The sequence below is a fragment of the Paroceanicella profunda genome, assembly GCF_005887635.2.
Classification (GTDB): Bacteria; Pseudomonadota; Alphaproteobacteria; order Rhodobacterales; family Rhodobacteraceae; genus Paroceanicella; species Paroceanicella profunda.
Window position 1 is genome coordinate 1,119,895 of sequence record NZ_CP040818.1, and the last position, 25,396, is coordinate 1,145,290.

Here is a 25,396-nt window from a genome sequence, read left to right on the forward strand (position 1 = left end):
TCCCGGAGGCCCGGCGAAAGCGCCGGGGTTTGCGCGCAACCGCCGGGAGCCCGGCCAGTGCAGCGGGAAGCCGTCCCCGGCGCACCGGCGGCACGGAGTGGCAGCGGTAGGGCCGGATCGCAGGCCCCGCACGGCTTCGTCCGGCAGCCTCCGGCCCGCCTCGCGGTTCGGGCAGAGCCTGTCCCGCGGCGCGCGGTCATTCGCCTGCCGGGGGCGTCCGGCGCTTGCCCTGACGGGGCGGGAGGCGCTATGCCTTCCGCGGAACGCGGGGGAGGCACGCATGTCCATCCATCTGAACGCGCTGCGCAAAAGCTTCTCGGGAAGCCCGGCGCTGCGCGGACTGTCGGCCGATATCCCGAAGGGCGCCTTCTTCACCGTGCTCGGGCCATCGGGCTGCGGAAAGTCCACGCTGCTGCGGCTGGTGGCCGGGCTGGAGACGCTCGATTCGGGCGGGATCGCGCTGGCCGGGCGGCCGGTGGCCGGGCCGGGCGTGCATGTGGCGCCGGAGGCGCGCGGGGTGGCGGTGGTGTTCCAGTCCTACGCGCTCTGGCCGCACATGAGTGTGCGGGAGAATGTCGCCTTCCCGATCGAGACCGCCGGCGCCTCGCGCGCCGAGGCCGCCACGCGCGCCACGAAACATCTCGACACCGTCGCCCTCACCCCGCTGGCCGAACGCAAGCCGGCCGAGCTCTCCGGCGGCCAGCGCCAGCGCGTGGCCCTGGCGCGCTGCCTCGCCAGCCGGGCCGCCACCGTGCTGATGGACGAGCCGCTGGCCAATCTCGACCCCCACCTGCGCGGCGCGATGGAGGAGGAGCTGACCGCCTTCCACCGGGCCTCCGGCGCCACGCTGCTCTACATCACCCATGACCAGCGCGAGGCGATGGCGCTGTCCGACCTCGTGGCGGTGATGGAGGAGGGGCGCTTCCTGCAGGTCGCCCCGCCGGAGGAGCTGCATGACCGGCCGGTCTCCTCCCGCGTGGCGGGGTTCGTGGGCACCGGGGCGGTGATCCCGGCCGAGGTGCTCTCGGCAGGGGGGGCGCGGGCACAGGTGCGGCTGGGCAACGGGCTCGCGGCCGAGGTGGGCTGCCGGCCCGGCACCACCCGCGGCACCGGCACGGTGCTGCTGCGCCCGGGCCAGGTGCGCATTGCCGAGGGCGGGTTGCCGGCGCGGCTGGAAAGCGTGCGCTATCGCGGCGGCATCTGGGAGGGCCGGGCCCGCCCGGAGGGCTGGGCAAGCGCCCTGCCCGTCGCCGCCCCTGCCCGCCTCACACCCGGCGAGACCGTGCCGCTGCGCGTCACTGGCGGCTGGCTGCTGCCCGAGGGCTGAGGCCGGGCGACCGGCGGCCGCCCTCCGGGCCCATCACCCGGGCGGCAGGCCTCCTGCGAGCGGAGCCGGAGCCCTCCCGCCCTCCGTCGACCCGCCCTCGCGGGCGCGTCTCCTGCGGTTTGGGCCGGGCCGCGCCTGCGGCGCGGCTGTTGCACCGGGACCACCTGCGGGCCTTCGCGCCGCGGTGGGGTGCCCTTGCCTCAGGAGCCTCTCGGATGTCCCCGCGCCGAGCCGGCCCTCCCGCCCGGGCGACCAGCCCGGGCCGCGCCCGACCCTCCCCCCGGGAGGGCGCGATGGCGATGTCAGACGAGGCTCAGCCCTCGTCCGGGACTTTCGGGATAAACCGCAGACCACGAGCGGTGCCGCGCCCACCCAGGGTCGGGCGCGGCCCTTCGTGCCTGGCGGAGGCGCGGCAGGGCTCGGTGCGGGCGACGGGCGTGGCGGCGCCCTCCGGGGCCGGGTGCGGACCTGTCCGTGGCGTGGCGCGGGGAGCGGCCGAGCCGTGCGCCACCGGCGGCGGCGCGCGTCGGCCTGCCGTCCGGGGCGCCCCGGCTCAGTCCCGCCAGGGCACCACGCCGGGCGGGGCGCGGCGGCCCAGCCGATCGAGCAGAAGCATCAGGCACAGGGTTGCGAGCACGGTGATCACTGACATCGCGGCGGCGAGCGGGGTGGCGCCGCTGTCCTCGTAGTTGAAGATCGCGGTGCCGATGGTCTCGTTGCCGGTGGACCAGAGCAGGGCGGAGACGGTGACCTCGTTATAGGCGGTGAGGAAGACCAGGATCGCGCCCGAGGCCGCCGCCGGCGCGGTGAGCGGGCCGAGGATGCGCCGCATCCGCCGCGAGAACCCGGCGCCGGAGGTGCGGGCGGCATCGTCGAGCGCGGGGTCGAGCCGCGCATAGGCCGCCGCCACCGGCTTCAGCGCGATGGCCATGAAGGCGGTGAGATAGGCGGCGAGGATGATCCCCCCCGTGCCGTAGAGCGACACGCCGAGCACCGGCAGCGGCCGCAGGAAGACGAGGATCATCGCGATGGAGATCACCAGCCCCGGGATGGCGTAGGCAAGGTCCGCCAGGGTGGAGAGCCCGCCGGCCACCGCGCGCGGCAGCCGGGCCGGGCGGCTGGCGAAATAGCCCGCCAGCACCGCCGTCGCGGCCAGCAGCGCCGCCGCCACCCCGGCCAGCAGGGTGGAATTGGCAAAGGCGCGCAGCGGGGCCTCCTGCACGAAGAGCACCTCGCGGAAGCTCTCCAGCGTGGCGGTGTCGGCCGAGAGGCGCACGCCGTAGGCCGGCACCAGCGCGGTGGAGACGAGGGCGGCCAGCGGCAGCGCCAGCGTGGCCGCTACCCAGGCCCAGAGCGCGGCTTCGGCGAAGGGCCGCGCCCCGCCCAGCCGCAGCGCCAGCGCCGGCTGCGGCGCGCCGGTGAGCGACACGCCGGCGCGCGCCTGCGCCCGGCGCTGCGCCAGCACCGCCAGCAGCGCCACCGCGCCGATGATCACCGCCAGCACGGCCACGTCCGGCAGCATGCCCGGCCCGAAGCTGGTGAGCCGCCGCCAGATCAGCACCGGCAGTGTGGTGAAGCGCGCCGGGATGCCCAGCAGCGCCGGAATGCCGAAATTCCCCAGGCCGGAGACGAAGGCCAGCGCCAGCGCCGCGATCAGCGAGGGCGCGACCAGCGGCAGCACCACGCGGGAGAGCATCCGCCCCGGCCCGGCGCCGAACACCCGCGCGGCCTCCGACATGTCGCGCGGCAGGGCGCGCAGCCCGGTGCGCACCACGAGGAAGGTGAGCCCGGTGTTCTGCACCGAGAGCAGCGCGATCACCCCGCCGGCGGAATAGAGCGGGTTCTCCGAGCCCGGCGCCGGCGCGAGGCCGAGCAGCAGCAGGAGCGGGCTCGCGGGCCCCGTGGCCTGGATCCAGGCGATGGCGGTCACATGCGGCGGGATCATCATCGGCAGCAGCACGAGGAAGGTGAGTACCCCGCGGCCGCGGATGTCGGTGAGTCCGATGGCCAGCGCGATCAGCCCGCCCGCCAGCGTGGCCAGCACCGAGGAGGCCCCGGCCGAGACCAGGCTGTTGACCAGCGCGCGCCGGGTGGAGCCGGCGCCCAGCGCCTCGATCAGCGGGCCCGCGTCCGGCACGCCGCCGGGCGCGAGCCCGGTCAGCGCCAGGCGCCCCAGCGGCACCAGCAGCAGGAGCGCGCCGAGGCAGGCGAGCAGGACGAGGGCACCGCCCTCGCCCGTCAGCCGGCGGATCACTCGCCGAAGATCTCGACGAAGCGCAGCTTGTCGGCCTGGTCGTTCTTCAGCGCCGCGGCGGCGTCGAAGGGCAACAGGCGGATCTGGTCACGCGCGGGGAAACCCTCCGGCGGGGTCACGTCGCCCAGCGCCGGCAGGTAGCCCTGCCGGGCCGCCAGCTCCTGCCCCTCGCGCGAGATCAGGAAGTCCACGAAGGCCTTCGCCGCCTCCGGGTTCCGGGCGGTGGAAAGGATGGCGACGGGTTCGGTGACCGCCGAGACCCCCTCCCCGGGGAAGACGAACGCCACCGGGGCGCCCTTCGCGGCCTCGCGGATGGCGAGGTAGTCCACCAGGAAGCCGTAGAGCTTCTCGCCACCGGCGACGGCCTTGTAGGTGGCGCCGTTGCCGCCCGTGGGGCGGGTGCCCTGGTCGGCGAGGCCCTGGTAATAGTCCCAGCCCAGCCCCTCGGCGCCGGTGATCGCCGCCATGTGGATGGCCGCGGCACCGGAGGTGAGCGGCGAGGGCATGGCGATCTGCCCCTTCGCCTCCGGCTTCAGCAGGTCCTGAAGCGAGGTGGGCGCCATGGGCGCCGCGGTATTGTAGACGATGCCGGTGGTGATGAGCTTGGTGGAGAACCACATGTGCTCGGGGTCCATCAGCCCGTCCTCGTAGCCGGCGGTGTCGGCCTCCGGGTAGGCCATCAGCCGGCCCTCGGCGGCGAGGCCCTCCATGGTGACGGAATCCGCGATCAGCAGCACGTCGGGGCGCGGGTCCCCGGCCTCGAACTCGGCGGCGAGCTTGGCCATCACCTTGGTGGTGCCGTCGCGGAACCACTCCACCTCCACGCCGGGGTTCGCGGCGGTGAAGGCATCCACCGTGGCCTGGGCATCGGCATTGGGCTGGGAGGTGTAGAGCACCAGATTGCCGTCCGCCGCAGCGGCGGCAGAGGCGAGGCTGAAGGCAAGGGCGGCGGCGGAAAGCAGGGTTTTCATCGGGCGCTCCGGTCAGATGTCAGCGGGGCGGGGCGCGCGGGCCCCTCTCCCCCGCCGCCTACCCCCGGCCCGTGGCCCGCACGCGACAGAACCGTGACAGTTCGGTGACGGGCCGCGCCCCCGGGGGCGCCCTCCGCCGCCACGCGGCCGCGCCGGACGACGCGCCACGCATCCGCCGCCCGCGCGCCTCCGGCCCCGGCACCCTGCTGCCCCTCAGGCCCCGGCAGCCCGGTGCGCCGCTTCAGGCTCCGGCAACCGGCCGCCCCTCTGCGGCTGGCAGCCCGCCGCACTCCCTCAGGTGTCGGCAGCCCGCCGCGCTCCCCAAGGCTCCGTCAGGCGCGCCGCGCCGCCTGAGGTTCCGGCAACCCGTCGTCCCTCCGCCACCGGCAGCACGTTGCGCCGCTTCAGGCTCCGGCAACCGCCGTCCCTCTGCTGCCGGCCGCTCGCCGCGCCCCCTCAGGCGCCGACAGCCAGCCGCCCCTCTGCCGCCGGCCGCTCGCCGCGCCCCTCAGGCGCCGACAGCCCGCCGCCCCTCGGGCGCTGCCGCCCTCAAGCCGTGGCGTCATGCCCGGCGATGAGCGCGCGCGGAATGCGGGCGATCTCCCGGCGGTCGGAGGGCAGCGGCATCCAGGTCACGCTCAGCTCCGGCGCCAGCGCGCAGAGCGCCACGGACGCGCCGGAGAGCGCCACAAGGTCCGGCCCCGGGCGGGGATCATGCGTGCAGTGCAGGCCCGTCGTGGTGATCACCGGAATGCCCAGCCAGATCGCCAGCCTGTCGAGGTGGATGTGCCCGGTGAAGATGCCCGCCACCGGGCGCCCGCCGATCACCTGCCCCAGCCGGGCGGTGTCGGCGCGCGTCAGGCTCTCCCACTCCGCCTCCGGCGCGTCCGAAAGCGCGGGGCCGTGGTGCATGGCGATGAGCTTGGGCAGGCCCGGATGCCGGTCCAACGCGGCGTCGAGGAAGGCGAGCTGCTCCGGTTCCAGCCGGCCGCCCACATGCCCGTGCCAGGAACTGTCCAGCCCGATCACATGCGCCCCGGCCAGCACCGTCTCGCTCAGGCAGGGGGCCTCGGAGGCGTCCTCGCGCAGGAAGGCGGAGCGGAAGGCCCCGCGCGCGTCATGGTTGCCCGGCACGGCGATCACCGGCGCCTGCAGGCGCTTCAGCCGCCGCCGCAGCCCGGCATAGCTCTCCGCCTCGCCATGATTGGTGAGATCCCCGGTCAGCAACACGAAATCCGGCGCGGGGCTGAGCCCGTCAAGACTGTCGAGCACCGCCTCCAGCGTGGCCGGCGTGTCGGAACGCAGGTCGGGGTCATCCGCCGGGCTGGCGGAGAAATGCAGGTCGGTGAGATGCACGAAGCGGGTCATGTCATGTTCCGGAGGGCTGGGAAAAGCGCGGCCCTTCTGCCCCGCGGCCGCGACGGAATTATGACAGGCCGCGGCCGGCCACGTTAACCGCATGTCAGGGCGTATGGGGTGAAATGGCCGCTCACGGGTTTTCTGGGAGACCGTTTCATGCTTCGCTTCCTCTGCGTCATGGCCTTGCTGGCCCTGTCGGCCCTCCGGCCCGCCTCCGCGGGAGAGGATACGCCGCCGGACATCACAACCCTGATCACACCGCGGGTGATCGCCTATCTGCGCGACATCGGCAAAGCGGATATCATCGAGCTTTCGGTCGCCGGGCAGAACGCGCGCTACGGCGAGCTTCCGCAATCGGAGATCGACCGGCTGGACACCCAGTGGCGCACGGAACGCAAGTCGGTGGAGAAGCCGCTCATCGCCATGACCCTGTCCCGGCCCCTGTCGATCTACCTCATCCGCATCCAGTCGGATCGCATCGGGCTGCTCACCGCCATCTTCGCCATGGACCGCAACGGGCTGAACGTCGGCCAGTCCGCGCCGACGAGCGACTTCTGGCAGGGCGACGAGGACAAGTTCCTGCAGACCTACCCGATCGGCCCGGACGCGGTGCATATCGGCGAGGTCGAGTGGGTGCCCGAATGGGCCGTCTGGATCGGGCAGGTGAGCCTCACGCTCACGGACAGGTCCGGCCAGAAGATCGGCGCCATCACCTTCGACATCAATCTTGATGAGCTGGCCCGCCGCCAGGGCGTGAACCTGATGTGACCCGGGCTGCGGCGCGGTTTCCGCCCCGTCCCGAGGCGGCCGGGCCGCCCTGACGCGACCGGAAGCACGGGCACCTTCTCTGAGGGGGCCGACATCCGGCTCTGAGGAGGGCCGACATCCGGGGGATGTCCGGTCTTCGCAGGGGCCGGTCGGGACGGGACGGCCCCATGTCCGGGGAGGGATTGTGCTTCCGGGCCTTCCGGGCATGATGGCGCCTCCCGCCTTTCCAGATCCGGATCCAGTCACATGCTCCTCCACCGCCTCCCCCCGCGCGCCCGTCCGGGCGCCAGACCTGCCGTGTCTGCCTCTGGCCAGGGGCAGGGCGCATGACCGGGTTCGGAGCCGCCGAGATGGCGGCGGTCATGGACATGATGGCCCGCATCGCGGCGGAGGAGATCACCCCGCGGTTTCGCGGCCTCGGAGCCGGCGACATCGGCGAGAAGACCGGCCCGGCCGACCTCGTCACCGTGGCCGACACCCGCGCGGAAGCCCGCCTCACCGAGGAACTGCTCCGCCGCTTTCCCGGCGCACGGGTGACAGGTGAGGAAACCGCCGAACCGGGCTTCGACTATGCGGCCGACCCGCTGCTGTTCGTGATCGACCCGGTCGACGGCACCTGGAACTTCGCCAACGGCCTGCCGGTGTTCGGCTCCATGGTCTCGGTGCTCTCCGGCGGGAACACCATCGCCGGGTTGATCCACTACCCGCTCGAGGGCGATTTCCTCCACGCCCGCGCCGGCGGCGGCGCCTGGCGCCAGCGCCCCGGAGGCCCCGCAGCCCGGCTGCAGCAGACCGGCCGGCGCGGCGCCCAGCCCACCGGGCTCTTCCCGCACACGATGTTCGACAGCCCCACACATGTCGGCGCGGTGCGCGCGCTCGCGCCCGGCACCCGACTGATGAACCTGCAGTGCTCGGCCTATGATTATCGGATGCTGGCGGAGGGCGGCGCGCAGTTCTCGCTCGCCGCCGGGCTGAAGCCCTGGGACCATTGCGCCGGCCTGCTGATCCTGTCGGAAACCGGCGGCCATGCCGCACTGTCGGACGGCACGGCCTGGCGCCCCGGCGTCCCCACTCCGGCGACGCTGATCGCCGCGGCGGACATGGACACCTGGCAGGAGGTCCGCGAAGCGCTGGCCGCCGTCCTGCCGCTTCAGCTCGGCTGATCCGGAAATCCCCCGCCGGCGCCCTTGCGCGCCGGCGCGCGTCACTTACCTCTCGCAGAGCGTGTCCGCCCGCGCCGCGCGGCGGCCTGCCTCCCGGGCGGGCGCGGCAACGCGCCCCCGAACGCACCCAGCGAGGAGTCACCACCATGCGAATCGACCTTTCCGGAAAGACCGCCATCGTCACCGGCTCGACCGGCGGCATCGGCCTCGCCATCGCCCGGGGGCTCGCCGGCGCCGGTGCCCGCGTGGTGGTGAACGGACGCAGCCAGGCAGCGGTGGACCAGGCCGTCGCCACCATCCGCACCGAACTGGGAGAGGGCCGCGGCGCGGAGGCGGTGAGCGGCGTGGCCACGGACCTCTCCACCGCCGAGGGCTGCGCGGCCCTGGTCGCCGCGCGGCCCGACTGCGACATCCTCGTCAACAACGTGGGCATCTTCGGCCCGCAGGACTTCTTCGACGCCGAGGACGCCGACTGGCAGCGCTATTTCGACGTGAACGTGATGTCCGGCGTGCGCCTGTCGCGCGCCTACCTGCCGGGAATGCAGGCCCGCGGCTGGGGGCGGGTGCAGTTCCTCTCTTCCGAATCGGGCCTGAACATCCCCGCCGACATGATCCACTACGGCGTGTCGAAAACCGCGCTGATCGCGCTGTCGCGCGGGCTGGCCAAGCGCATGGCCGGCACCGGGGTCACGGTGAACGCCATTCTCCCCGGCCCCACCCTGTCGGAGGGCGTGGCCGAGATGCTGCGCCCGGAGGTCGAGGCCTCCGGCCGGTCGCTGGAGGAGGTGGCGGCGGATTTCGTGAAGGCCCACCGGCCGACCTCGATCATCGGGCGGGCCGCCACGGTCGACGAAGTGGCGAACCTGGCCGTCTATGCCGCCTCGCCGCTTGCCTCGGCCACCACCGGGGCCGCGCTGCGCGTGGATGGCGGCGTGGTCGACAGCCTGGTCTGAGCCCGGGGCGCGGGCCCGCCTCAGCGCCCGGCCGTCAACCGGCCGATGGCGCCGAGAAGATCGTCCCGGCGGAACGGCTTGTGCAGGCGCATGTCCGCGCCGCAGGCCTCGACCCGGTCCGAGCTGTCCGGGTCGATGGCGGCGGTGAGCATCAGCACCGGCAGGCCCGCCTGCGCGGAACGCCCGTGACGCAGGCGGCGGACGACCTCGTCGCCGTCCATGTCCGGCATCAGCAGGTCGATGATCGCGAGATCGAAGCACGACCGGCCCAGCGCGGCGCAGGCCTCGGCCCCGGTCGCGGCCAGGGTCACGCGGTGCCCCGCCTTGCTGAGAAAGCCGCGAATCACCAGTCGCATCGTCGGCGTGTCCTCCGCCACGAGGATCTCGAACCCCGTGTCGGCGGCCGCGGGCGCCGTGCCGTCAGGCCGAACGCCAGTCCCGGACGCCGACTGATCGCCGCCCTGCCATCCCGGAGCGGATGCACCGTCCAAGCTCACTCTCCCCTGTCGCCGGACAGGGCCTTGCGGCCCGGACCGTCGGCGCAGCAGGGCGCATGCGCCCCGACCGTCCGATACACCCACCCGGCGGAACCGCCGTTTTGCCAGCCGGTTATCCGCCCGCACTGCTTGCGGAACGGTTAAGCCCGCGCGGGCTCAGCCGGGGTGGACGCCGACCGGGGCGTTGTCCTTCAGCCGCTCCATCACGATCTGGCTCTGCACCCGCGCCACGGCGGGATGCGGCAGGAGCACGTCCTGCACCAGCCGGTTCAGCGCCGGCAGGTCGGCGCAGAACACCCGCAGCAGGTAATCGGTGGAGCCGGTGAGGGTCCATACCGCGACGACCTCCGCCGTCACCTGCATGCGGGCCACGAAATCCCGCGCGTTCTCGCGGTTGTGCGCCGCCATCACCACCTGGATGAAGGCCTCCACCGTGGCTCCCACCTTCGCGGCGTTCACCACGGCGCGGTAGGAGCGGATCATCCCCGCCTCCTCCAGCCGCTGGCGGCGGCGCGCGCACTGGCTCGGCGAGAGGTTCACCCGCTCCGCGAGGTCCTGCGCCGTGAGGCGGGCATCGAGCTGCAGGTGGTGGAGCAGCGCGGCGTCGATTCGGTCCAGGTCAGCCATGGTTTGAGGATATCACGCGCGCTGCCGCTTGTGGATGCGCAAAGCACGCATCGTCTCGCATTCAGGCGGGCATTATGCGCACTCAGCGCATCGCAATCGGCAGAGCATCGCGGAAACACATCACAGAACCGGAGGACTACATGGGCCCCTTTCCGCATGACGCGCCGCCAGCCGAGATCAGCAAGCACAACCCCGCCGGCACCGACGGGTTCGAGTTCGTGGAATTCGCCCATGAGAACCCGGAGGCCCTGCGCAGCCTGTTCGCGAAAATGGGGTTCGAATGCACCGCAAAGCACCGCGAGAAGGACATCACCCTGTGGCAGCAGGGCGACATCACCTACGTGCTGAACGCCGAGCCGGGCTCCTTCGGCATGCGCTTCGTGGAAGCCCACGGCCCCTGCGCGCCCTCCATGGCCTGGCGCGTGGTCGACGCGCAGCACGCCTATGACCGCGCCATCGAGAAGGGCGCGAAGCCCTATGAGGGCGACGACAAGGTGCTGGACGTGCCGGCAATCCAGGGCATCGGCGGCAGCCTGATCTACTTCGTGGAGACCTACGGCGCGAAGGGCTCGCCCTACGCCGCCGAGTATGAGCGCCTGCCCGGCGTGGCGGAGCGGCCGGAGGGCGTGGGCTTCTTCTACCTCGACCACCTGACCCATAACGTGAACCGTGGCAACATGGACACCTGGTTCAACTTCTACGCCGATATCTTCAACTTCCGGCAGATCCGCTATTTCGACATCGAGGGCAAGATGACCGGCCTGTTCTCGCGGGCGCTCACCTCGCCCTGCGGCCGCATCCGCATCCCGATCAACGAAAGCGCCGACGCTCACAGCCAGATCGAGGAATACCTGCGCGCGTATCGCGGCGAGGGCATCCAGCACATCGCCGTGGCCACCAATGACATCTACAAGGCGACGGACGAGATCCATTCCCGCGGGCTGGAGTTCATGCCGCCGCCGCCGGCGACCTATTACGCGATGAGCAATGCCCGGGTGAAGGACCACGAGGAGCCGATCGAGAAGCTGAAGAAGCACGGCATCCTGATCGACGGCGAGGGCGTGGTGGACGGCGGCGAGACCCGCATCCTGCTGCAGATCTTCTCCAAGACCGTCATCGGGCCGATCTTCTTCGAGTTCATCCAGCGCAAGGGCGATGACGGCTTCGGCGAGGGCAATTTCCGTGCCCTGTTCGAGTCCATCGAGCAGGACCAGATCGACCGCGGGGTGATCGGCACCGCCGCGGAATAAGGCGGCCCTCGCCGCCGCAGGAACGCCTTCAGCCCCGGGACCACCGCGTTCCGGGGTTCTTTTTATGCGCGTCCCGGGCGGAGGGGCCGGCGCGGCGGAACTCCTGCTCCACCACTTCCGTGCCCCAGCCCGTGCCCGTCTGCGCCCGGGCCAGCGCGAAGCCGTGCCGCTCATAGAGATGGCGGGCCGGGGCCAGGCCCTCGAAGGTGGTCAGCCAGGCGCGGCCCGCGGCGTGGGTGTCCGCGTGGTGCATGGCCCGGCGCATCAGCTCGCCCCCCAGGCCGGTGCCGCGGCAGCGGTCCGCGGTGATGAACCAGCGCAGATGCGCGCCGCGTTCGCCCGAATCGGGGTCGTTCAGGTCCAGGATCAGCGAGGCGCCCAGCCCCTCCCCGTCCCGCGCGACGAGCACGAGGTCCGACGGCCCGCGCCGCGCGGCGAAGCTGGCGAGGCCCAGCGCCACGTTGCATTCGAACACGGTGCCGAAGCCCCAGTCCCGCGCGTAGTAGCGCGCGTGCAGCGCGATGATCGCGCCGAGGTCGCCCGGAGTGAAATCGGTCCTGATGTCCATGCCCGGGGGCTCCTCTGCGGCCTGACCGGAGCAGGATACAGAGCCGGCCGGGCCCTTGGGAAGCCCCCGCGCTGCACCGGGGCGCCGCGCCACGGCACAGGTTTCGGCCGATATGTGCGGGTTCGCACAGTCAGCCGGGCCGGGCCCGGTGCAGAAAGGCGGTGCGGGTGGCGCAAGACGAAACCCCGTGCACCGGGCTTGCCGGGGAACGGGGACTGCGGAAGGCGGCCCACCGGATGCGCGGCTGCAGTGTCGGACGATTTCCCTGTCTCCCCGACACCGCGACCACGTTCGGCCCGGCCCTCCCCGGATGCCGGACCGCGTGTCTTCCGCAGGAGTGGCTCCGGCATATCCCCCCCCTCGACCCGGGGTCACTCCGCCCCCGCCCCGGCGCCGCCCCCCGGGCGCCGGGGCGACTTTCGGGGCGAATCCTGCAGCGGGAAGCCTGGGCGCTGCCGGTGCAGGGGTACGGGCACCACCATGTCGTGCGGCGCCCCGCATCACGGATCATGACGCGGAGGGGCGGGGGCATTCAGGGGCCGTGGCCCGGGCGGCCCTGCCCCGGGGATCGACGGCCCGAAGACGGGGCGTCAGGGCTGCGGCGCGCCAGCCTTCAGACTTCAGACTTCAGACTTCAGACTTCAGGTATCGGGGCCGAGCAGGTCGCGCAATTCGTAGATGAGGTCGAGCGCGTCCCGGGGCGAGAGCGTGTCCGGCAGCACCTCGCGCAGCCGGGCTTCCACCGCCGAGGGCGCGGCCCTGGCCGGGGCCGGCGCCGGCGGCCGGACGGAGAACAGCGGCAGGTCGTCGATCAGCGTCGCGGCCCGCGCCCCGCCCGCGCGGTCACCCTCCTCCAGGGTTTCCAGAACGTGGCGCGCGCGGTCGATCACCGCGGCCGGCAGCCCGGCCAGCCGGGCCACCTGCACCCCGTAGGAGCGGTCGGCGGCGCCGGGGCGCACCTCGTGCAGGAAGATCACGTCTCCCTGCCACTCACGCACCGTGACGGCGGCGTTCAGCAGGCCGGAAAGCCGGGCCGTGAGCGTGGTAAGTTCATGATAATGCGTGGCAAACAGCGTGCGGCAGCGGTTCGCGTCATGCAGGTGCTCCAGTGTGGCCCAGGCGATGGACAGCCCGTCCCAGGTGGCGGTGCCACGGCCGATCTCGTCGAGGATCACCAGCGCGCCGGGGCCGGCCTGGTTCAGGATCGCCGCGGTTTCGACCATCTCCACCATGAAGGTGGAGCGGCCGCGGGCCAGGTCGTCCGCCGCGCCCACGCGCGAGAACAGCTGGGTGACGATGCCTATCGTCGCCGCGCGCGCCGGAACGAAGGCCCCGGCCTGCGCCAGCAGCGCGATGAGCGCGTTCTGGCGCAGGAAGGTGGATTTGCCGGCCATGTTCGGCCCGGTCACCAGCCAGACCGGCTTCTCGCCCAGCGTCAGGTCGCAGTCATTGGCCACGAAGGGCTTGTCGCCGGCCCGGCGCAGCGCCTGTTCCACCACCGGGTGGCGGCCGCCCTCGATGCGGAAGGCGCCGCCGGCCTGCATCACCGGGCGCACCCAGTCCTCCGCGTCGGCCAGATCGGCGAAGCCGCAGGCCAGGTCGATGCCCGCCAGCGCCCGCGCGGCGGCGGCGATGCGGGCCGCGCAGGCGCGCACCCCGGCTGCCAGCCCCTCGAACAGCTGTCGCTCCAGCTCCAGCGCCCGCCCGCCGGCGTTCAGGATGCGGGTTTCCAGGCCGGAAAGCTCCACCGTGGTGAAGCGCACCTGGTTCGCCGTGGTCTGCCGGTGGATGAAGGTCTCGGACTGCGGCGGCCTGCGCATCTTCTCCGCGTGGGTGGCGGTGGTCTCGATGAAATAGCCCAGCACGTTGTTGTGCTTGATCTTCAGCGAGGGGATGCCGGTGGCCTCGGCATAGCCGGCCTGCAGCGAGGCGATCACGCCGCGGCCCTCGTCGCGCAGGCGGCGCACCTCGTCCAGATCCGCATGGTGGCCGGCGGCGATGAAGCCGCCGTCGCGCGCCAGCAGCGGCGGTTCGGCCACCAGCGCGGCCTCCAGCGGCGCGGTGATGTCCTCCAGCCCGCTGAGGGCGGCGGCGGCCTCGGCGAGCGCGTCCGGCAGCGCACCGGTGAGCAGGGCGGCGATGCCGGCGCCCTCGGCCAGCCCGTCGCGCAGGGCGGCGAGGTCGCGCGGGCCACCGCGCTCCAGGCTCAGCCGGGTGAGGGCGCGCTCCATGTCCGGCACGCCGCGCAGCCGGGCGCGCAGGGCGTCGGCGCGCGGGCGGTTCTCGATGAGATGCGCCACCGCGTCATGGCGGGCGCGGATGGTGTCGAGGTCGGTCGAGGGGCTGGAGAGCCGGGCCTCCAGCAGCCGCGCGCCGGCGCCGGTCACCGTGCGGTCCACCGCCTGCAGCAGCGCGCCCTCGCGGCCGCCGGACAGGCTGCGGGTGATTTCCAGGTTGCGGCGGGTGGCGGCGTCGATCTGCATCGTGCCGCCGGCTTCCTCGTGCTGCGGCGGGCGGATCATCGGGAGCTTGCCCTTCTGGGTCACCTCCACGTAATCCACCACCGCGCCCAGCGCCGCGATCTCCGCCCGGCCGAACCCGCCGAAGGCCTCCAGCGTGGAGACGGCGTAGAGCCCCTTCAGCCGGTGCTCGGCGGACTGGCTGTCGAAGCTGGCGCCGGCCAGCTCGGTGAGCACGCCGCCGCTCTCCTCCACCATCTCGCGCAACGGCGCATCGGCCCCCTGGGCGCAGAGCAGCTCGCGCGGGGCGAGCCGGGCCAGCATCGGCCCCAGCAGCGGGCGCGGGCAGGCGGTGGCGGCGAAATCGCCGGTGGAGACGTCGAGCCAGGCCAGCGCCCCCTCGCCGCGGATCTCCGCCCAGGCGGCGAGGTAATTGTGCCGCCGCGCGTCCAGCAGCGTGTCCTCGGTGAGGGTGCCGGGGGTGACGAGCCGCACCACGTCGCGCCTGACCACGGATTTCGCGCCGCGCTTCTTCGCCTCCGCCGGGTCCTCCATCTGCTCGCAGACCGCGACGCGGAAGCCCTTGCGGATGAGGGTGAGCAGGTAGCCTTCCGCCGCGTGCACCGGCACGCCGCACATGGGAATGTCGTCTCCGGCGTGCTTGCCGCGTTTGGTGAGGGCGATGTCCAGCGCCGCCGCCGCCGCGCGGGCGTCGTCGAAGAACATCTCGTAGAAATCGCCCATCCGGTAGAACAGCAGCGCGTCCGGGTACTGGCCCTTCAGGTCCAGGTACTGGGCCATCATCGGGGTCACGGCGGCGGCCGGGGCGTCAGGTGTGGAGTCGTCCATCGGGTCTGATCCATCTCGCATCGGCCCCCTGCCTAGCATGGCCGCCGGCGGGGTGGAATGCCTTGTCAGGGCAAGCGCGGTGGGGTAGAAGTTTTTAGAACCATTCTAAGAAGGAGCCGTCATGTTCAACGCCCTCGCCGGCCGTCGGCATTTCCGCGACCTCAGTGAGGCCGAGGTGCTGGCGCTCGCCATTTCCTCGGAGGAGGATGACGCCCGCATCTATGCCACCTATGCCCACGAGCTGCGCGCCGACTACCCCCAGACCGCCGCCGCCTTCGACGAGATGGCGCAGGAGGAGGACGGCCACCGCCGCCGGCTGATCGACCTGTGGCAGGCCCGGTTCAGCGGGCCGATCCCGCTGATCCGGCGTGAGCACGTGGCGGGCTACTACACCCGCCGGCCGGTGTGGCTGGTCAACAACCTCGGGCTGGAGACCATCCGCAGCGAGGCGGAGCGGATGGAGGCCCGGGCGCGGGACTTCTACATCGCCGCCGCCCAGCACTCCTCGGACCCCGAAACCCGCCGCCTGCTGGGCGATCTCGCCGCCGCGGAGGTCCGCCACGAGGAGAAGGCCCGCGCCGCCGCCGAGCGCCTGGAGGGGCCGGAGGGCGCCGCGGAACTGGGCGCGGAGCGCCGGCAGTTCGTGCTCACCTGGGTGCAGCCGGGGCTGGCGGGGCTGATGGACGGGTCGGTCTCCACCCTCGCGCCGATCTTCGCCACCGCCTTCGCCACGCAGGACAGCGGGACGACGTTTCTCGTCGGGCTGGCCGCCTCGGTGGGCGCCGGCATCTCCATGGGCTTCACGGAAGCGGCCCATGACGACGGGGTGATCTCGGGCCGCGGGGCGCCGTGGAAACGCGGCGTGGCCTCCGGCGTGATGACGGCACTCGGCGGGCTGGGGCACGCGCTGCCCTACCTGCTGCCGCAGTTCTGGGTGGCGACGGGGATCGCCTTCGCCGTGGTGTTCGTGGAGCTCTGGGCCATCGCCTGGATCCAGAACCGCTACATGGACACCCCCTACCTGCGCGCCATCTTCCAGGTGGTGCTGGGCGGCGCGCTGGTGCTGGGCGCCGGCATCCTGATCGGCGGCGGCTGACGCGCCGGAGGAGCACCCCGCCGGGACGCCCCGGCGCGCGCGCCCGCCCCCATGCCGGGGCGAGGCGCGCCAAGCCCCCCGGCGGCCATCGCACCGCCCGTGGAGAAGTGCTGCAGGCGCGCATCCCCCGTGGGGCTTCAGACATCCGCGTCATCCTTCATCCGTGATCCGTCAGCGGCCTCCGTTATCCGCCATCCCTCACCCGTCCGGCAGCGGCCGTAAGATCCCCGGCATCAGACGGCACGGGCCACAGTCCGGGGGGGCCGGGCACGCGCCGCATCTGTCAGCCGGCCGCGCCGCAGCGGAAGCCGACGGGGCCGGGGGGCTCCCGTCCTGCGTCTCCGCGCGCCCCTTTCGGGCCGGGCGGTTCCCGGCCTTCGGGCCCGGCCGCGCGGGCCGGCCCGCGTGGCGGCGCCGGCGGAGGGCGTTGCCGCGGGCCTGCGGCGCAGGCGCGGCTGCGGCGTCGCCGCATCAGCTCCGGCCCCTGCGTGGCGGAGACTGGACCTGACGCCGCCCAACCTGTAGATTGCAGTCTCAAGTCGGCGCGACAGACGCCTGCACATGAGGCACACATGCAGTTTCCCGAGCGGTATTCCAGCCTGCCGGAATACGCCTTTCCGCGGTTGCGCGCCCTTCTCGACGGCGTGGAACCGGGCAGAGAGCCCATCGCCATGTCATTGGGGGAACCCAAGCACCCCGCCCCGCCGTTCCTCGGCGAGGTGCTGGCCGCGCATGTCCACGAGTACAGCGTCTACCCGCCCAACGACGGCCATCCGGAGCTGCTGGAGGCGATTTCCGCCTGGCTGGCCCGGCGCTACGGCGTGGCGGTGGACGCGGAGCGCGAGATCATGCCGCTGAACGGCACGCGCGAGGGGCTGTTCGCCGCCTGCCTCGCGCTGAGCCCGGAGCGCAAGACCGGCGCGCGGCCGGTGGTGCTGCTGCCGAACCCGTTCTACCAGTGCTACGCGGTGGCCGCGATCACCGCCGGGGCGGAGCCGGTCTACGTGCCGGCCACGGCCGAAACCGGCTTCCTGCCGGATTTCGCCGCCGTGCCGGCCGAGCTGCTCGCCCGCACCACCGTGGTCTACATGTGCTCGCCGGCCAATCCGCAGGGCGCGGTGGCCGACGCGGCCTACTGGCAGCGGCTGGCGGACCTGGCGGAAACCCATGATTTCCGCGTCTTCGCCGACGAATGCTATTCCGAGATCTGGCGCACGGCCCCGCCGCCGGGCGCCCTGCAGGCCGATGCGGCGCGCGAACGCATCCTGGCCTTCCACTCGCTCTCAAAGCGCTCCAGCCTGCCCGGCCTGCGCTCCGGCTTCGTGACCGGCGGGCCGCGCAGCATCGCCGCCCTGCGGCAGCTGCGCGCCTACGTGGGCGCCCCGCTGCCCCTGCCCGCCCAGCGTGCCGCCGCGGCCTGCTGGCGCGACGAGGCGCATGTGGAGGCGAGCCGCGCGCTCTACCAGCGCAAGTTCGCGCTGGCGGACGACATCCTCGGCAACCTGCCCGGATACCACGCCCCGGAGGGCGGGTTCTTCCTCTGGGTGGGGGTGGAGGACGACGTGGCCGCCACGCGCCGCCTGTGGCGCGAGGCCGGGGTGAAGGTGCTGCCGGGCTCCTACCTCTCGCGCGAGAGCGATGCGCGGCTGGGTGGCGGAAACCCGGGGGCGGGCTACATCCGCGTCGCCCTCGTCGCGCAGGAAGCGGAGGTCGCGCGCGGCCTCACGGCGCTGCGCGACACGTTGAGATGAGACGAACGGCAGAACACCGCGGCGGGAAAGGAACGAGGCATGAGCATGGCGGCCCCCCGGTCTGAAAAACTGGTCGACGACGAAACCCGCGAGATGCTGCGCAAGCGCGGCACCGAACTGCTGGGCGTGGCGCTCTTCGCGCTCGGCGTCGCCTTCGTGGCGGTGCTCGCGACCTATTCGCCGGACGACCCCTCGCCCTTCAACGCCACCGGCGAGGCGCCGCACAACATGCTCGGCAGCCTCGGCGCGAACATCGCCGGCGCGCTGGTCTTCGCGCTCGGCTGGGCGGCCTGGGGCATTCCGGCCATGCTGGTCACCTGGGGCGCGCGGCTGGTGATCCACCGCGGCGAGGAGCGCGTGCTCACCCGCTGCGTGATCGGGCTGATCGCCATCCTCGCCGGCTCCGCCTTCCTCGCCGCGCATGTGCCGCTGGAGAGCTGGGAACACCGCTTCGGCCTCGGCGGGCGCATCGGCGACAGCCTGCTGCTCAACGTGCTCGCGCTGGTGCCGGCGGAAACCGGCACCGGGCTGAAGCTCGCCACGCTGGCGATGGCGCCGGCCGTGGTGGCGATCAGCGCCCTCGGCCTCGGCATGAACTGGGCGGAATTCCGCGCCCTTGCCGGGCTCTGCGGCTCCGGGATCCTGGCGATCCTGTCGCTGTTCGCCCGGGCGCTGGCCGGCCTCGGGGTGAAGGCCCTGTCGGGCACCGCCGCGGCGGGTGCACGCCAGAAAGGCAAGCTGCAGGATCGGGTTGCCGCCCGGGCCCGGGCCCGTGACGCCGCGCGCACCGAAGCCCGGGAGGAGGCCGCCATCCTGCGCGCCTCCGCCCCCGCCCCGCGCAACGACGTGGCCGACAACCGGGACGACGACCGCCTGATGGCGCGGATCTCCGCCGCCGTGCAGGCCCGCAACCGCCGCGAGCCGCCGCTCACCGAGCCGCTTCCCGGGGAGGAGGGGGACGCGCCGCCCGCCCCCGTCTACGAGGACCCGAGGGACCGCGCCGTGGCTGCCGCCGTGGCCGCCCGCCGGGCCGCCGCGGCGCGCAGCGGCCCGGCCACGCGCGGCGCGGAGGAGCCGCCGCTGCGCGCCCCCGCGCCGGCGTTCGACGACGAGGAGGACGACGCGCCCCTGCAGGTCGAGCGCCCCGACCGCCCCGAGCGCGCAGAGCGCACCGAGCGCCGCATCCCCACCCTGCGGGGCCGGGTGTTCGAGGATGACGAGGACGAGACGGCGGAGGACGAGGCCCCCCTGCCCCGCCTCGACGTCGACGCCGATGCCGCGGAGAGGGACCGGGCCGCCCTGCGCGCCACCCTCGCCCTCGCCCGCTCCCGCGCGGAACCGGTGGCCGCGGCCCCCGTCCCGGCCGAGGACTGGTCTCCCGCACCCGGCTGGGACGACGCGGAGGACGAGGACGCCGCCCCGGGCCCGCGCCTCTCCGCCCGCCCCGCCGCGCGGGACGAGGCGGAGGAGGAGAGCGTGCCGCTCACCCGCCGCATCGTGAAGAACGAGCCGATGGGCATCGACCTCGCCCTGCCCGAGGACGACGAGGACGACGACGGCCCGCTGATGCCCCGCTCCGCCTTCGACCCGCAGGAGCAGGACGCGGCGGATGACCGCCTGCACGCCGAGCCCCCTGCCCGCCCGGTGCCGCACAAGCCCCAGGCGGTGCCCGGCCAGGCTCGCCCGGAAACCGCCCCGCGCCTTGCGGTGGACGAGGAGGACGACGCCGAGCCGCCCTATGACGCGCCGCCGCTGGGCCTGCTCTCCAACCCCGAGCACATCATGCGCCTGCAGCTCTCCGACGAGGCGCTGGAGCAGAACGCCCGCATGCTGGAGAACGTGCTGGACGATTACGGCATCCGCGGCGAGATCGTCTCCGTGCGCCCGGGCCCGGTGGTGACCATGTACGAGCTGGAGCCGGCGCCGGGCCTGAAGGCCAGCCGCGTGATCGGCCTCGCCGATGACATCGCCCGCTCCATGTCCGCGCTGGCCGCCCGCGTCTCCACCGTGCCGGGCCGCTCGGTGATCGGCATCGAGCTGCCGAACGACGAGCGCGAGAAGGTGCTGCTGCGCGAGATCCTGGCCGACAAGGTGTTCGGAGAGAGCACCCATCGCCTGCCCCTCGCCCTGGGCAAGGACATCGGCGGCGAGCCGATCGTGGCCAACCTCGCCCGCATGCCCCACCTGCTGATCGCCGGCACCACCGGCTCGGGCAAGTCGGTTGCCATCAACACCATGATCCTGTCGCTCCTGTACCGGCTCTCGCCGAAGGAGTGCCGCCTGATCATGATCGACCCCAAGATGCTCGAGCTCTCGGTCTACGACGGCATCCCGCACCTGCTCTCGCCCGTCGTCACCGACCCGAAGAAGGCCGTGGTGGCGCTGAAATGGGTCGTGGCGGAGATGGAGGAGCGCTACCGCAAGATGTCGAAGATGGGCGTGCGCAACATCGAGGGCTACAACGCCCGGGTGGCGGACGCGCTGGCGCGTGGCGAGGCCTTCTCCCGCGTGGTGCAGACCGGCTTCGACGACGACACCGGCGAGGCGATCTACGAGAACGAGGAGTTCGAGCCCGAGGCGATGCCCTTCATCGTGGTCATCGTGGACGAGATGGCCGACCTGATGATGGTGGCGGGCAAGGAGATCGAGGCCTGCATCCAGCGCCTCGCCCAGATGGCGCGCGCTTCCGGCATCCACCTGATCATGGCGACGCAGCGGCCCTCGGTGGACGTGATCACCGGCACGATCAAGGCGAACTTCCCCACCCGGATCTCCTTCCAGGTGACCTCGAAGATCGACAGCCGCACCATCCTGGGCGAGCAGGGCGCCGAGCAGCTTCTGGGCATGGGCGACATGCTCTACATGGCCGGCGGCGGGCGCATCAGCCGCGTGCACGGGCCGTTCTGCTCCGACGAGGAGGTGGAGGCGGTGGTGAACCACCTGAAGTCCATCGGCGCGCCGGACTACATCTCCGGCGTGGTCGAAGGGCCGGACGAGGGCACGGAGAGCAACATCGACGCGGTGCTCGGCCTCGGCGGCAACACCAGCTCGGAAGACGCGCTCTACGACCAGGCGGTGGCCATCGTGGCGCGGGACCGCAAGTGCTCCACCTCCTACATCCAGCGCAAGCTGGGCATCGGCTACAACAAGGCCGCGCGCCTGGTGGAGCAGATGGAGGACGAGGGCGTGGTGAGCGGCGCGAACCAGGTCGGCAAGCGCGACGTGCTCATCGCCGAACGCTGAAACCTGCGGGTGGCCGGCCCTCCGGCCACCCGCACACCCGGCCCGGCAAAGAGGCAGCCCCACCGGCGCCGGCGCCGCACGCCTCCCCTCCCCTTCCGCCACCCCCGGAACCGCCCGGCCCCCCTGCAGCAGTCCGGCCAAGCCGCAGGCACCTGAGCCCGCGCCGCCTCCTCGCGAGCCCGGTCCCACGGCCTCCCAACCGCGATCCGTTCCACCCCGCTTCCTCACCAGGGCGCGGCCGTGCCGCAGGCGGCTGTAGCCCGCCCGAAAACAGTCCCTCCATGCGAGCGCCGGGCCCCGACCACCCAACCACAGATCCGACCCGACCCCGGGCCCGATCCCGCACCCCGGTGCGGCCGTGCCGCAGGCACCTGAAACCCGGCCGCCCGCCTGACATCGGTCCCCCGCGCGGGCGCCGGACCCCGGCCTCCCGACGCGGGTCCGAACCGTCCCGCCCCCGTTTCGATCCGGCGCCAGGGTACGGCCATGCCGCAGGCACCCGGGCCCGGGCGCCCAGCCCGGGCCGCGCCCGACCCTCCCGGCGGGAGGGCGCCCTGGCGATGGCGCTCGCCGCTCAGCCGTCGTCCGGGGCTTCGGGATAAAGCGCCTGCCACAAGCGTGGCCCGCGCCCACCCAGGGTCAGGCGCGGCCCTGCCCCGGCGTTGCGCGCGGCATTCGGGGCTTCGGCGGCGGTGGGCGCACGGAGTGACGACAGGCGAAGCGACAGGCGAAGCGACAGGCGAAGCGACAGGCGAAGCGACAGGCGAAGCGACAGGCGAAGCGCCGACCTCGGAGGGGGCAAGCCCCCGCCTCGGCCGGCGCCGCGCTTGCGCGCGCCAGCGGCACCGGCAGCGCGGGGGCTGAGGCACGGCGCTTCGGGTGGGAATCGGCCTGCGGAGCCTCCGCGCGAAAGGGAACTTCGACGCCCGGAGTGTCGCGCAAGCTGGAGGGCGCACGCCGGGGGTTCAGGCGGCGGAGAGGGCTGCGGAGAGTTCGTCGCGCCAGTCGGCCGGCTCGATGCCCCAGGCGTCCGCGAGGGCCGTGAGGTCGAGGCGGGAGTTGAGGGGCCGCCGGGCGGGGGAGGGGAAATCCTCGGTGCGCGCGGGAGCGAGAGCGGGCGCTTTCCTGCCGGCGCGGGCGAAGATCTCGGCCGCGAAATCGAGCCGCGAGACGAAGGCGCCGCCGCCGGAGAAATTGTAGGTGCCCGGCACACCGTTCCCGCTCACCAGCCGCGGACCGATCTGCCAGATCGCGGCGGCAAGCTGCCGGGCCGAGGTGGGCCGCCCCACCTGATCGGCCACGACGGAGAGGCTCTCACGCTCCGCGCCGAGGCGCAGCATGGCCTGCACGAAGCCCGGACCCTCCGGCGAGAACACCCAGGACGTGCGCAGCACCACATGGGCGGCATTGGCCGCGGCCGCGAGATATTCCCCGGCGAGCTTCGACGCCCCGTAGGCGCCGAGCGGGCCGGGGGCATCGGCCTCGGTCCAGGGCGCAGCACCGCTGCCGTCGTAGACGTAATCGGTGGAGACATGGATGAAGGGAGCGCCGACCCGGGCCGCGGCGCGGGCCAGAGCGCCGGTTCCCGCGGCGTTCACCGCCCAGGCGGCGCGGGGCTCCGCCTCGGCCCGGTCCACCGCGGTGTAGGCGCCGGCATTCACCACCAGCGCGGGGGCATGGCGGGCAACGGCGGCGGCCAGCGTTTCGGGGCGGGAGAGATCGGCCTCCTCCCGGCCCAGCACCGTGAGCGCGACGCCTGCGGGCACGCCCGCCGCGAGAGCCCGGCCGAGCTGGCCGCTGCGCCCGACGACGAGAACCTTCACCCCACGGGCTCCGGATCGAAGACGAAGGGGGAGGTGATGTCGGCGAGCCGCGGGTGGTGCCGGTCCTTCTCGGAGAGGATCAGCCGCTCCGCCGGCCAGCCCCAGTCGATCCCCAGCGCGGGGTCGTCCCAGGCGATGCCGGCGTCCTGCGCGGGGGCGTAATGGGCGGAGACCTTGTAGAGCACCTCGGTGTCCGGCTCCAGCGAGAGCAGGCCGTGGGCAAAACCCTCCGGCACGTAGATCTGCGCCCAGTTGGCGGCGGACAGCTCCACCTTCACGTGCTGCCCGAAGGTGGGCGAGCCGCGCCGGATGTCCACCACCACGTCCAGCACCGCGCCGCGCAGCACGCGCACCAGCTTGGCCTGGGCGGCAGGCGGCGCCTGATAGTGCAGCCCGCGCAGCACGCCCGCATCGCGCGAGAGCGACTGGTTGTCCTGCACGAAATCGGTGCGGATGCCGTGGGCCGCGAACTGCGCGGCATTCCATGTCTCGGAAAAGAAACCGCGTGCATCCGCGTGCCGCACCGGGGTGACGGTCAGCACTCCTTGAAGGTCGTGGCGGGTAATGTTCAGCGGCATGCGTCTTCCGGGGTCTGGCTCTGGCCGCCTGAGGAATACCCAATCCGGATGAAGATTCTAAGTGTGAATTTGCCCCCTCGGCGATTTTTTGCCGCAATGCCGCAAGTTTCGGCACCGGGCCGGCCGCCCCACCGCCACGCGAGAGTTGGAAAAGCGTCGCCGCTGTGATCTGCTCCGATGCGTCGTGACGACGGGTGCAACCGGAGTGAACCGGAACAGGGGGCGTGTTGAGCGGGACGGCATTGCAGGTGGACGCGCTGACCAGGCATTACGGCGGCGTACGGGCGGTGAACGGTGCGAGCTTCGAGATCCCGGAGGGGTCGATCACCGGCCTCATCGGGCCGAACGGCGCCGGAAAGACCACCACATTCAACATGATCGCCGGCGCGGAGACCCCGACCTCCGGGCGCATCCGTTTCCGTGGACAGGACATCACCGGCCGGCCCACGCATGAGCTGTTCCACCTCGGCATCGTGCGCACCTTCCAGCTGCCGCAGGAATTCGCCCGGCTCACCGCGCTGGAAAACCTCATGGCCGCGGCCCCCGGCCAGCCGGGCGAGAGCATCCTGCTGAACTGGCTGGCGCCGGGCCGGGTGCGGGCGCGCGAGGCCGAGGTGCTGGAGCGCGCGGAGGAGAGCCTCGCCTTCCTCGGCCTCTCCCAGGTGCGCGACATCCCGGCGGGAAACCTCTCCGGCGGCCAGCGCAAGCTGCTGGAACTGGGCCGCACCATGATGACCGACGCGCAGCTCGTGCTGCTCGACGAGCCCGGCGCCGGGGTGAACCCCACGCTGATGCTGCGCATCGCCGACATGATCCGCCGGCTGAACGCCGAGCGTGGCTACACCTTCTGCATCATCGAGCACGACATGGACCTGATCGCCGCGCTCTGCGACCCGGTGATCGTGCTGGCGGAGGGCCGCGTGCTCACCCGCGGCGCGATGGCCGATATCCGTGAGGACCCCCGGGTCATCGAGGCCTATTTCGGCGGGGGCGCGGCATGAGCCCGGTGCTGGCGCTGGAGGGGCTGGACGCGGGCTACGGCGATTCCACCGTACTGCGCGGCGTGTCGCTGCACGTGGAGGCCGGCGAGGTGGTGGTGGTGATCGGGCCGAACGGTGCGGGCAAGTCCACCGCGCTCAAGGCCGTGTTCGGGCTGCTCACCATCTCCGCCGGACGGGTGATGCTGGGCGGGCAGGAGATCACCGGCCTCGCGCCGGAGCGCGTGGTCACCCGGGGCCTCGCCTATGTGCCGCAGACCGGGAATGTCTTCGTGAACCTCTCGGTGGCGGAGAACCTGGAGATGGGCGCCTACACCCGCCGGGATGACTGGCGCCCGCGACTGGCGGAGGTCTACGACATGTTCCCTGACCTCGCCGAGAAGCGCCGCCAGCCGGCCGGCAGCCTGTCCGGCGGCCAGCGCCAGATGGTGGCGATGGGCAAGGCACTGATGCTGGAGCCGAAGGTGCTGCTGCTGGACGAACCCACCGCCGGCCTCTCCCCCAAATACCGCGGCGAGATCTTCGAGACGGTGAAGCGGATCAATGCCACCGGCGTGCCGGTGCTGATGGTCGAACAGAACGCCCGCCAGGCGCTCGGCATCGCGGACCGCGCCTATGTGCTGGTGGACGGCGCGAACCGCCACGAGGGCACCGGCGCCGCGCTGGCCGCCGACGCCGAGGTGGCACGGATGTTCCTCGGGGGTGGGGCATGAGCGCCCCGCGCGCCCCGGCCTGCGCTGCCGCTTCGGGCAGCCTGCCCGGCCGGGGCCGCGCCGGTACCCAGCTTCCCGCACCACGCATCCCGGCCTGCGCCGCCCCCTCGGCCAGCCTGCCCGGCCGCGGCCAGGCCAGTACCCGGCCT

At 72.9% G+C, this 25,396-nt stretch carries 19 protein-coding genes; 10 read left to right on the forward strand and 9 right to left on the reverse strand.

Going from position 1 to position 25,396, the window contains the following annotated elements; all coding sequences use genetic code 11:
• The first annotated feature begins 280 nt into the window (after window positions 1-280).
• A complete protein-coding gene (locus tag FDP22_RS05060) occupies window positions 281-1,327 on the forward strand; it encodes an ABC transporter ATP-binding protein (RefSeq protein ID WP_138575602.1) in 1,047 nt (348 codons plus the stop codon).
• A 553-nt stretch (window positions 1,328-1,880) separates the two neighbouring features.
• Here FDP22_RS05060 and FDP22_RS05065 read toward each other — a convergent pair.
• From FDP22_RS05065 to FDP22_RS05075, 3 genes are all read right to left on the reverse strand, one after another.
• Entirely contained in the window at window positions 1,881-3,581 is a 1,701-nt protein-coding gene (locus tag FDP22_RS05065; protein WP_205910841.1) for an ABC transporter permease, read from the reverse strand.
• Window positions 3,578-4,552 carry an ABC transporter substrate-binding protein gene (locus FDP22_RS05070; RefSeq protein ID WP_138575603.1) on the reverse strand — a complete coding sequence of 325 codons (975 nt, stop codon included), beginning with the start codon at window positions 4,550-4,552 and terminating at the stop codon, window positions 3,578-3,580. The genes FDP22_RS05065 and FDP22_RS05070 overlap by 4 nt, the downstream gene beginning before the upstream one ends.
• Before the next feature lie 549 nt (window positions 4,553-5,101).
• Complete coding sequence (locus tag FDP22_RS05075) at window positions 5,102-5,920, reverse strand: metallophosphoesterase family protein (RefSeq protein ID WP_170317595.1); 819 nt, start codon at window positions 5,918-5,920, stop codon at window positions 5,102-5,104.
• A gap of 147 nt (window positions 5,921-6,067) precedes the next feature.
• Between FDP22_RS05075 and FDP22_RS05080 the strand changes: the two genes are divergently transcribed.
• The 3 genes from FDP22_RS05080 to FDP22_RS05090 all read left to right on the forward strand — a co-directional run bounded on the left by FDP22_RS05080 (window position 6,068) and on the right by FDP22_RS05090 (window position 8,795).
• Entirely contained in the window at window positions 6,068-6,679 is a 612-nt protein-coding gene (locus FDP22_RS05080; protein WP_239031870.1) for a hypothetical protein, read from the forward strand.
• A gap of 326 nt (window positions 6,680-7,005) precedes the next feature.
• Window positions 7,006-7,842 (forward strand): inositol monophosphatase family protein, encoded by an 837-nt coding sequence (locus FDP22_RS05085; RefSeq protein WP_138575605.1) that lies wholly within the window; start codon window positions 7,006-7,008, stop codon window positions 7,840-7,842.
• A 146-nt stretch (window positions 7,843-7,988) separates the two neighbouring features.
• Complete coding sequence (locus tag FDP22_RS05090) at window positions 7,989-8,795, forward strand: SDR family NAD(P)-dependent oxidoreductase (RefSeq protein WP_138575606.1); 807 nt, start codon at window positions 7,989-7,991, stop codon at window positions 8,793-8,795.
• A gap of 20 nt (window positions 8,796-8,815) precedes the next feature.
• On the opposite strand, the gene FDP22_RS05095 is transcribed toward FDP22_RS05090, so the two are convergent.
• Together FDP22_RS05095 and FDP22_RS05100 are read right to left on the reverse strand one after the other, a co-directional pair.
• Window positions 8,816-9,151 carry a response regulator gene (locus tag FDP22_RS05095; RefSeq protein WP_138575607.1) on the reverse strand — a complete coding sequence of 112 codons (336 nt, stop codon included), beginning with the start codon at window positions 9,149-9,151 and terminating at the stop codon, window positions 8,816-8,818.
• Window positions 9,152-9,448: 297 nt separating this feature from the next.
• Window positions 9,449-9,919 (reverse strand): Lrp/AsnC family transcriptional regulator, encoded by a 471-nt coding sequence (locus tag FDP22_RS05100; protein ID WP_138575608.1) that lies wholly within the window; start codon window positions 9,917-9,919, stop codon window positions 9,449-9,451.
• A 140-nt stretch (window positions 9,920-10,059) separates the two neighbouring features.
• Between FDP22_RS05100 and hppD the strand changes: the two genes are divergently transcribed.
• The gene (hppD, locus tag FDP22_RS05105) at window positions 10,060-11,169 is read left to right on the forward strand and encodes a 4-hydroxyphenylpyruvate dioxygenase (protein ID WP_138575609.1); all 1,110 of its coding nucleotides are present in this window, start codon (window positions 10,060-10,062) and stop codon (window positions 11,167-11,169) included.
• Between the two features lie 28 nt (window positions 11,170-11,197).
• Here hppD and FDP22_RS24430 read toward each other — a convergent pair whose 3' ends face one another.
• Both FDP22_RS24430 and mutS read right to left on the reverse strand, forming a co-directional pair.
• Window positions 11,198-11,737: a GNAT family N-acetyltransferase gene (locus FDP22_RS24430; protein ID WP_170317596.1), complete on the reverse strand. Its 540-nt coding sequence runs from the start codon at window positions 11,735-11,737 to the stop codon at window positions 11,198-11,200.
• A 641-nt stretch (window positions 11,738-12,378) separates the two neighbouring features.
• Window positions 12,379-15,045, reverse strand: coding sequence for a DNA mismatch repair protein MutS (gene mutS / locus FDP22_RS05115; protein WP_138575611.1), 2,667 nt, complete (start codon window positions 15,043-15,045; stop codon window positions 12,379-12,381).
• A gap of 121 nt (window positions 15,046-15,166) precedes the next feature.
• Between mutS and mbfA the strand changes: the two genes are divergently transcribed.
• From mbfA to FDP22_RS05130, 3 genes are all read left to right on the forward strand, one after another.
• Window positions 15,167-16,141 (forward strand): iron exporter MbfA, encoded by a 975-nt coding sequence (gene mbfA, locus FDP22_RS05120; RefSeq protein WP_138575612.1) that lies wholly within the window; start codon window positions 15,167-15,169, stop codon window positions 16,139-16,141.
• A 572-nt stretch (window positions 16,142-16,713) separates the two neighbouring features.
• Entirely contained in the window at window positions 16,714-17,892 is a 1,179-nt protein-coding gene (locus FDP22_RS05125) for an aminotransferase class I/II-fold pyridoxal phosphate-dependent enzyme (protein WP_138575613.1), read from the forward strand.
• Window positions 17,893-17,931: 39 nt separating this feature from the next.
• Window positions 17,932-21,135, forward strand: coding sequence for a DNA translocase FtsK (locus FDP22_RS05130; protein ID WP_430225690.1), 3,204 nt, complete (start codon window positions 17,932-17,934; stop codon window positions 21,133-21,135).
• A gap of 965 nt (window positions 21,136-22,100) precedes the next feature.
• On the opposite strand, the gene rfbD is transcribed toward FDP22_RS05130, so the two are convergent.
• Together rfbD and rfbC are read right to left on the reverse strand one after the other, a co-directional pair.
• The gene (gene rfbD, locus FDP22_RS05140) at window positions 22,101-22,958 is read right to left on the reverse strand and encodes a dTDP-4-dehydrorhamnose reductase (RefSeq protein ID WP_138575614.1); all 858 of its coding nucleotides are present in this window, start codon (window positions 22,956-22,958) and stop codon (window positions 22,101-22,103) included.
• Entirely contained in the window at window positions 22,955-23,536 is a 582-nt protein-coding gene (gene rfbC, locus FDP22_RS05145) for a dTDP-4-dehydrorhamnose 3,5-epimerase (RefSeq protein WP_138575615.1), read from the reverse strand. Before rfbC ends, rfbD begins: the two co-directional genes overlap by 4 nt.
• Window positions 23,537-23,763: 227 nt before the next feature.
• Here rfbC and FDP22_RS05150 point away from each other — a divergent pair, with 227 nt between their 5' ends.
• Complete coding sequence (locus FDP22_RS05150) at window positions 23,764-24,537, forward strand: ABC transporter ATP-binding protein (protein ID WP_138575616.1); 774 nt, start codon at window positions 23,764-23,766, stop codon at window positions 24,535-24,537.
• On the forward strand, window positions 24,534-25,247 hold the full coding sequence (locus FDP22_RS05155; protein WP_138575617.1) for an ABC transporter ATP-binding protein: 714 nt from the start codon (window positions 24,534-24,536) through the stop codon (window positions 25,245-25,247). Before FDP22_RS05150 ends, FDP22_RS05155 begins: the two co-directional genes overlap by 4 nt.
• Window positions 25,248-25,396 lie beyond the last annotated feature (149 nt).

Coding starts and splice junctions, on each gene's coding strand:
- FDP22_RS05060 (WP_138575602.1), top strand. CDS start 281: ATGTCCATCCATCTGAACGCGCTGCGCAAAAGCTTCTCGGGAAGCCCG.
- FDP22_RS05070 (WP_138575603.1), bottom strand. CDS start 4,552: ATGAAAACCCTGCTTTCCGCCGCCGCCCTTGCCTTCAGCCTCGCCTCT.
- FDP22_RS05075 (WP_170317595.1), bottom strand. CDS start 5,920: ATGACCCGCTTCGTGCATCTCACCGACCTGCATTTCTCCGCCAGCCCG.
- FDP22_RS05080 (WP_239031870.1), top strand. CDS start 6,068: ATGCTTCGCTTCCTCTGCGTCATGGCCTTGCTGGCCCTGTCGGCCCTC.
- FDP22_RS05085 (WP_138575605.1), top strand. CDS start 7,006: ATGACCGGGTTCGGAGCCGCCGAGATGGCGGCGGTCATGGACATGATG.
- FDP22_RS05090 (WP_138575606.1), top strand. CDS start 7,989: ATGCGAATCGACCTTTCCGGAAAGACCGCCATCGTCACCGGCTCGACC.
- FDP22_RS05095 (WP_138575607.1), bottom strand. CDS start 9,151: ATGCGACTGGTGATTCGCGGCTTTCTCAGCAAGGCGGGGCACCGCGTG.
- FDP22_RS05100 (WP_138575608.1), bottom strand. CDS start 9,919: ATGGCTGACCTGGACCGAATCGACGCCGCGCTGCTCCACCACCTGCAG.
- hppD (WP_138575609.1), top strand. CDS start 10,060: ATGGGCCCCTTTCCGCATGACGCGCCGCCAGCCGAGATCAGCAAGCAC.
- FDP22_RS24430 (WP_170317596.1), bottom strand. CDS start 11,737: ATGGACATCAGGACCGATTTCACTCCGGGCGACCTCGGCGCGATCATC.
- mutS (WP_138575611.1), bottom strand. CDS start 15,045: ATGGACGACTCCACACCTGACGCCCCGGCCGCCGCCGTGACCCCGATG.
- mbfA (WP_138575612.1), top strand. CDS start 15,167: ATGTTCAACGCCCTCGCCGGCCGTCGGCATTTCCGCGACCTCAGTGAG.
- FDP22_RS05125 (WP_138575613.1), top strand. CDS start 16,714: ATGCAGTTTCCCGAGCGGTATTCCAGCCTGCCGGAATACGCCTTTCCG.
- FDP22_RS05130 (WP_430225690.1), top strand. CDS start 17,932: ATGAGCATGGCGGCCCCCCGGTCTGAAAAACTGGTCGACGACGAAACC.
- rfbC (WP_138575615.1), bottom strand. CDS start 23,536: ATGCCGCTGAACATTACCCGCCACGACCTTCAAGGAGTGCTGACCGTC.
- FDP22_RS05155 (WP_138575617.1), top strand. CDS start 24,534: ATGAGCCCGGTGCTGGCGCTGGAGGGGCTGGACGCGGGCTACGGCGAT.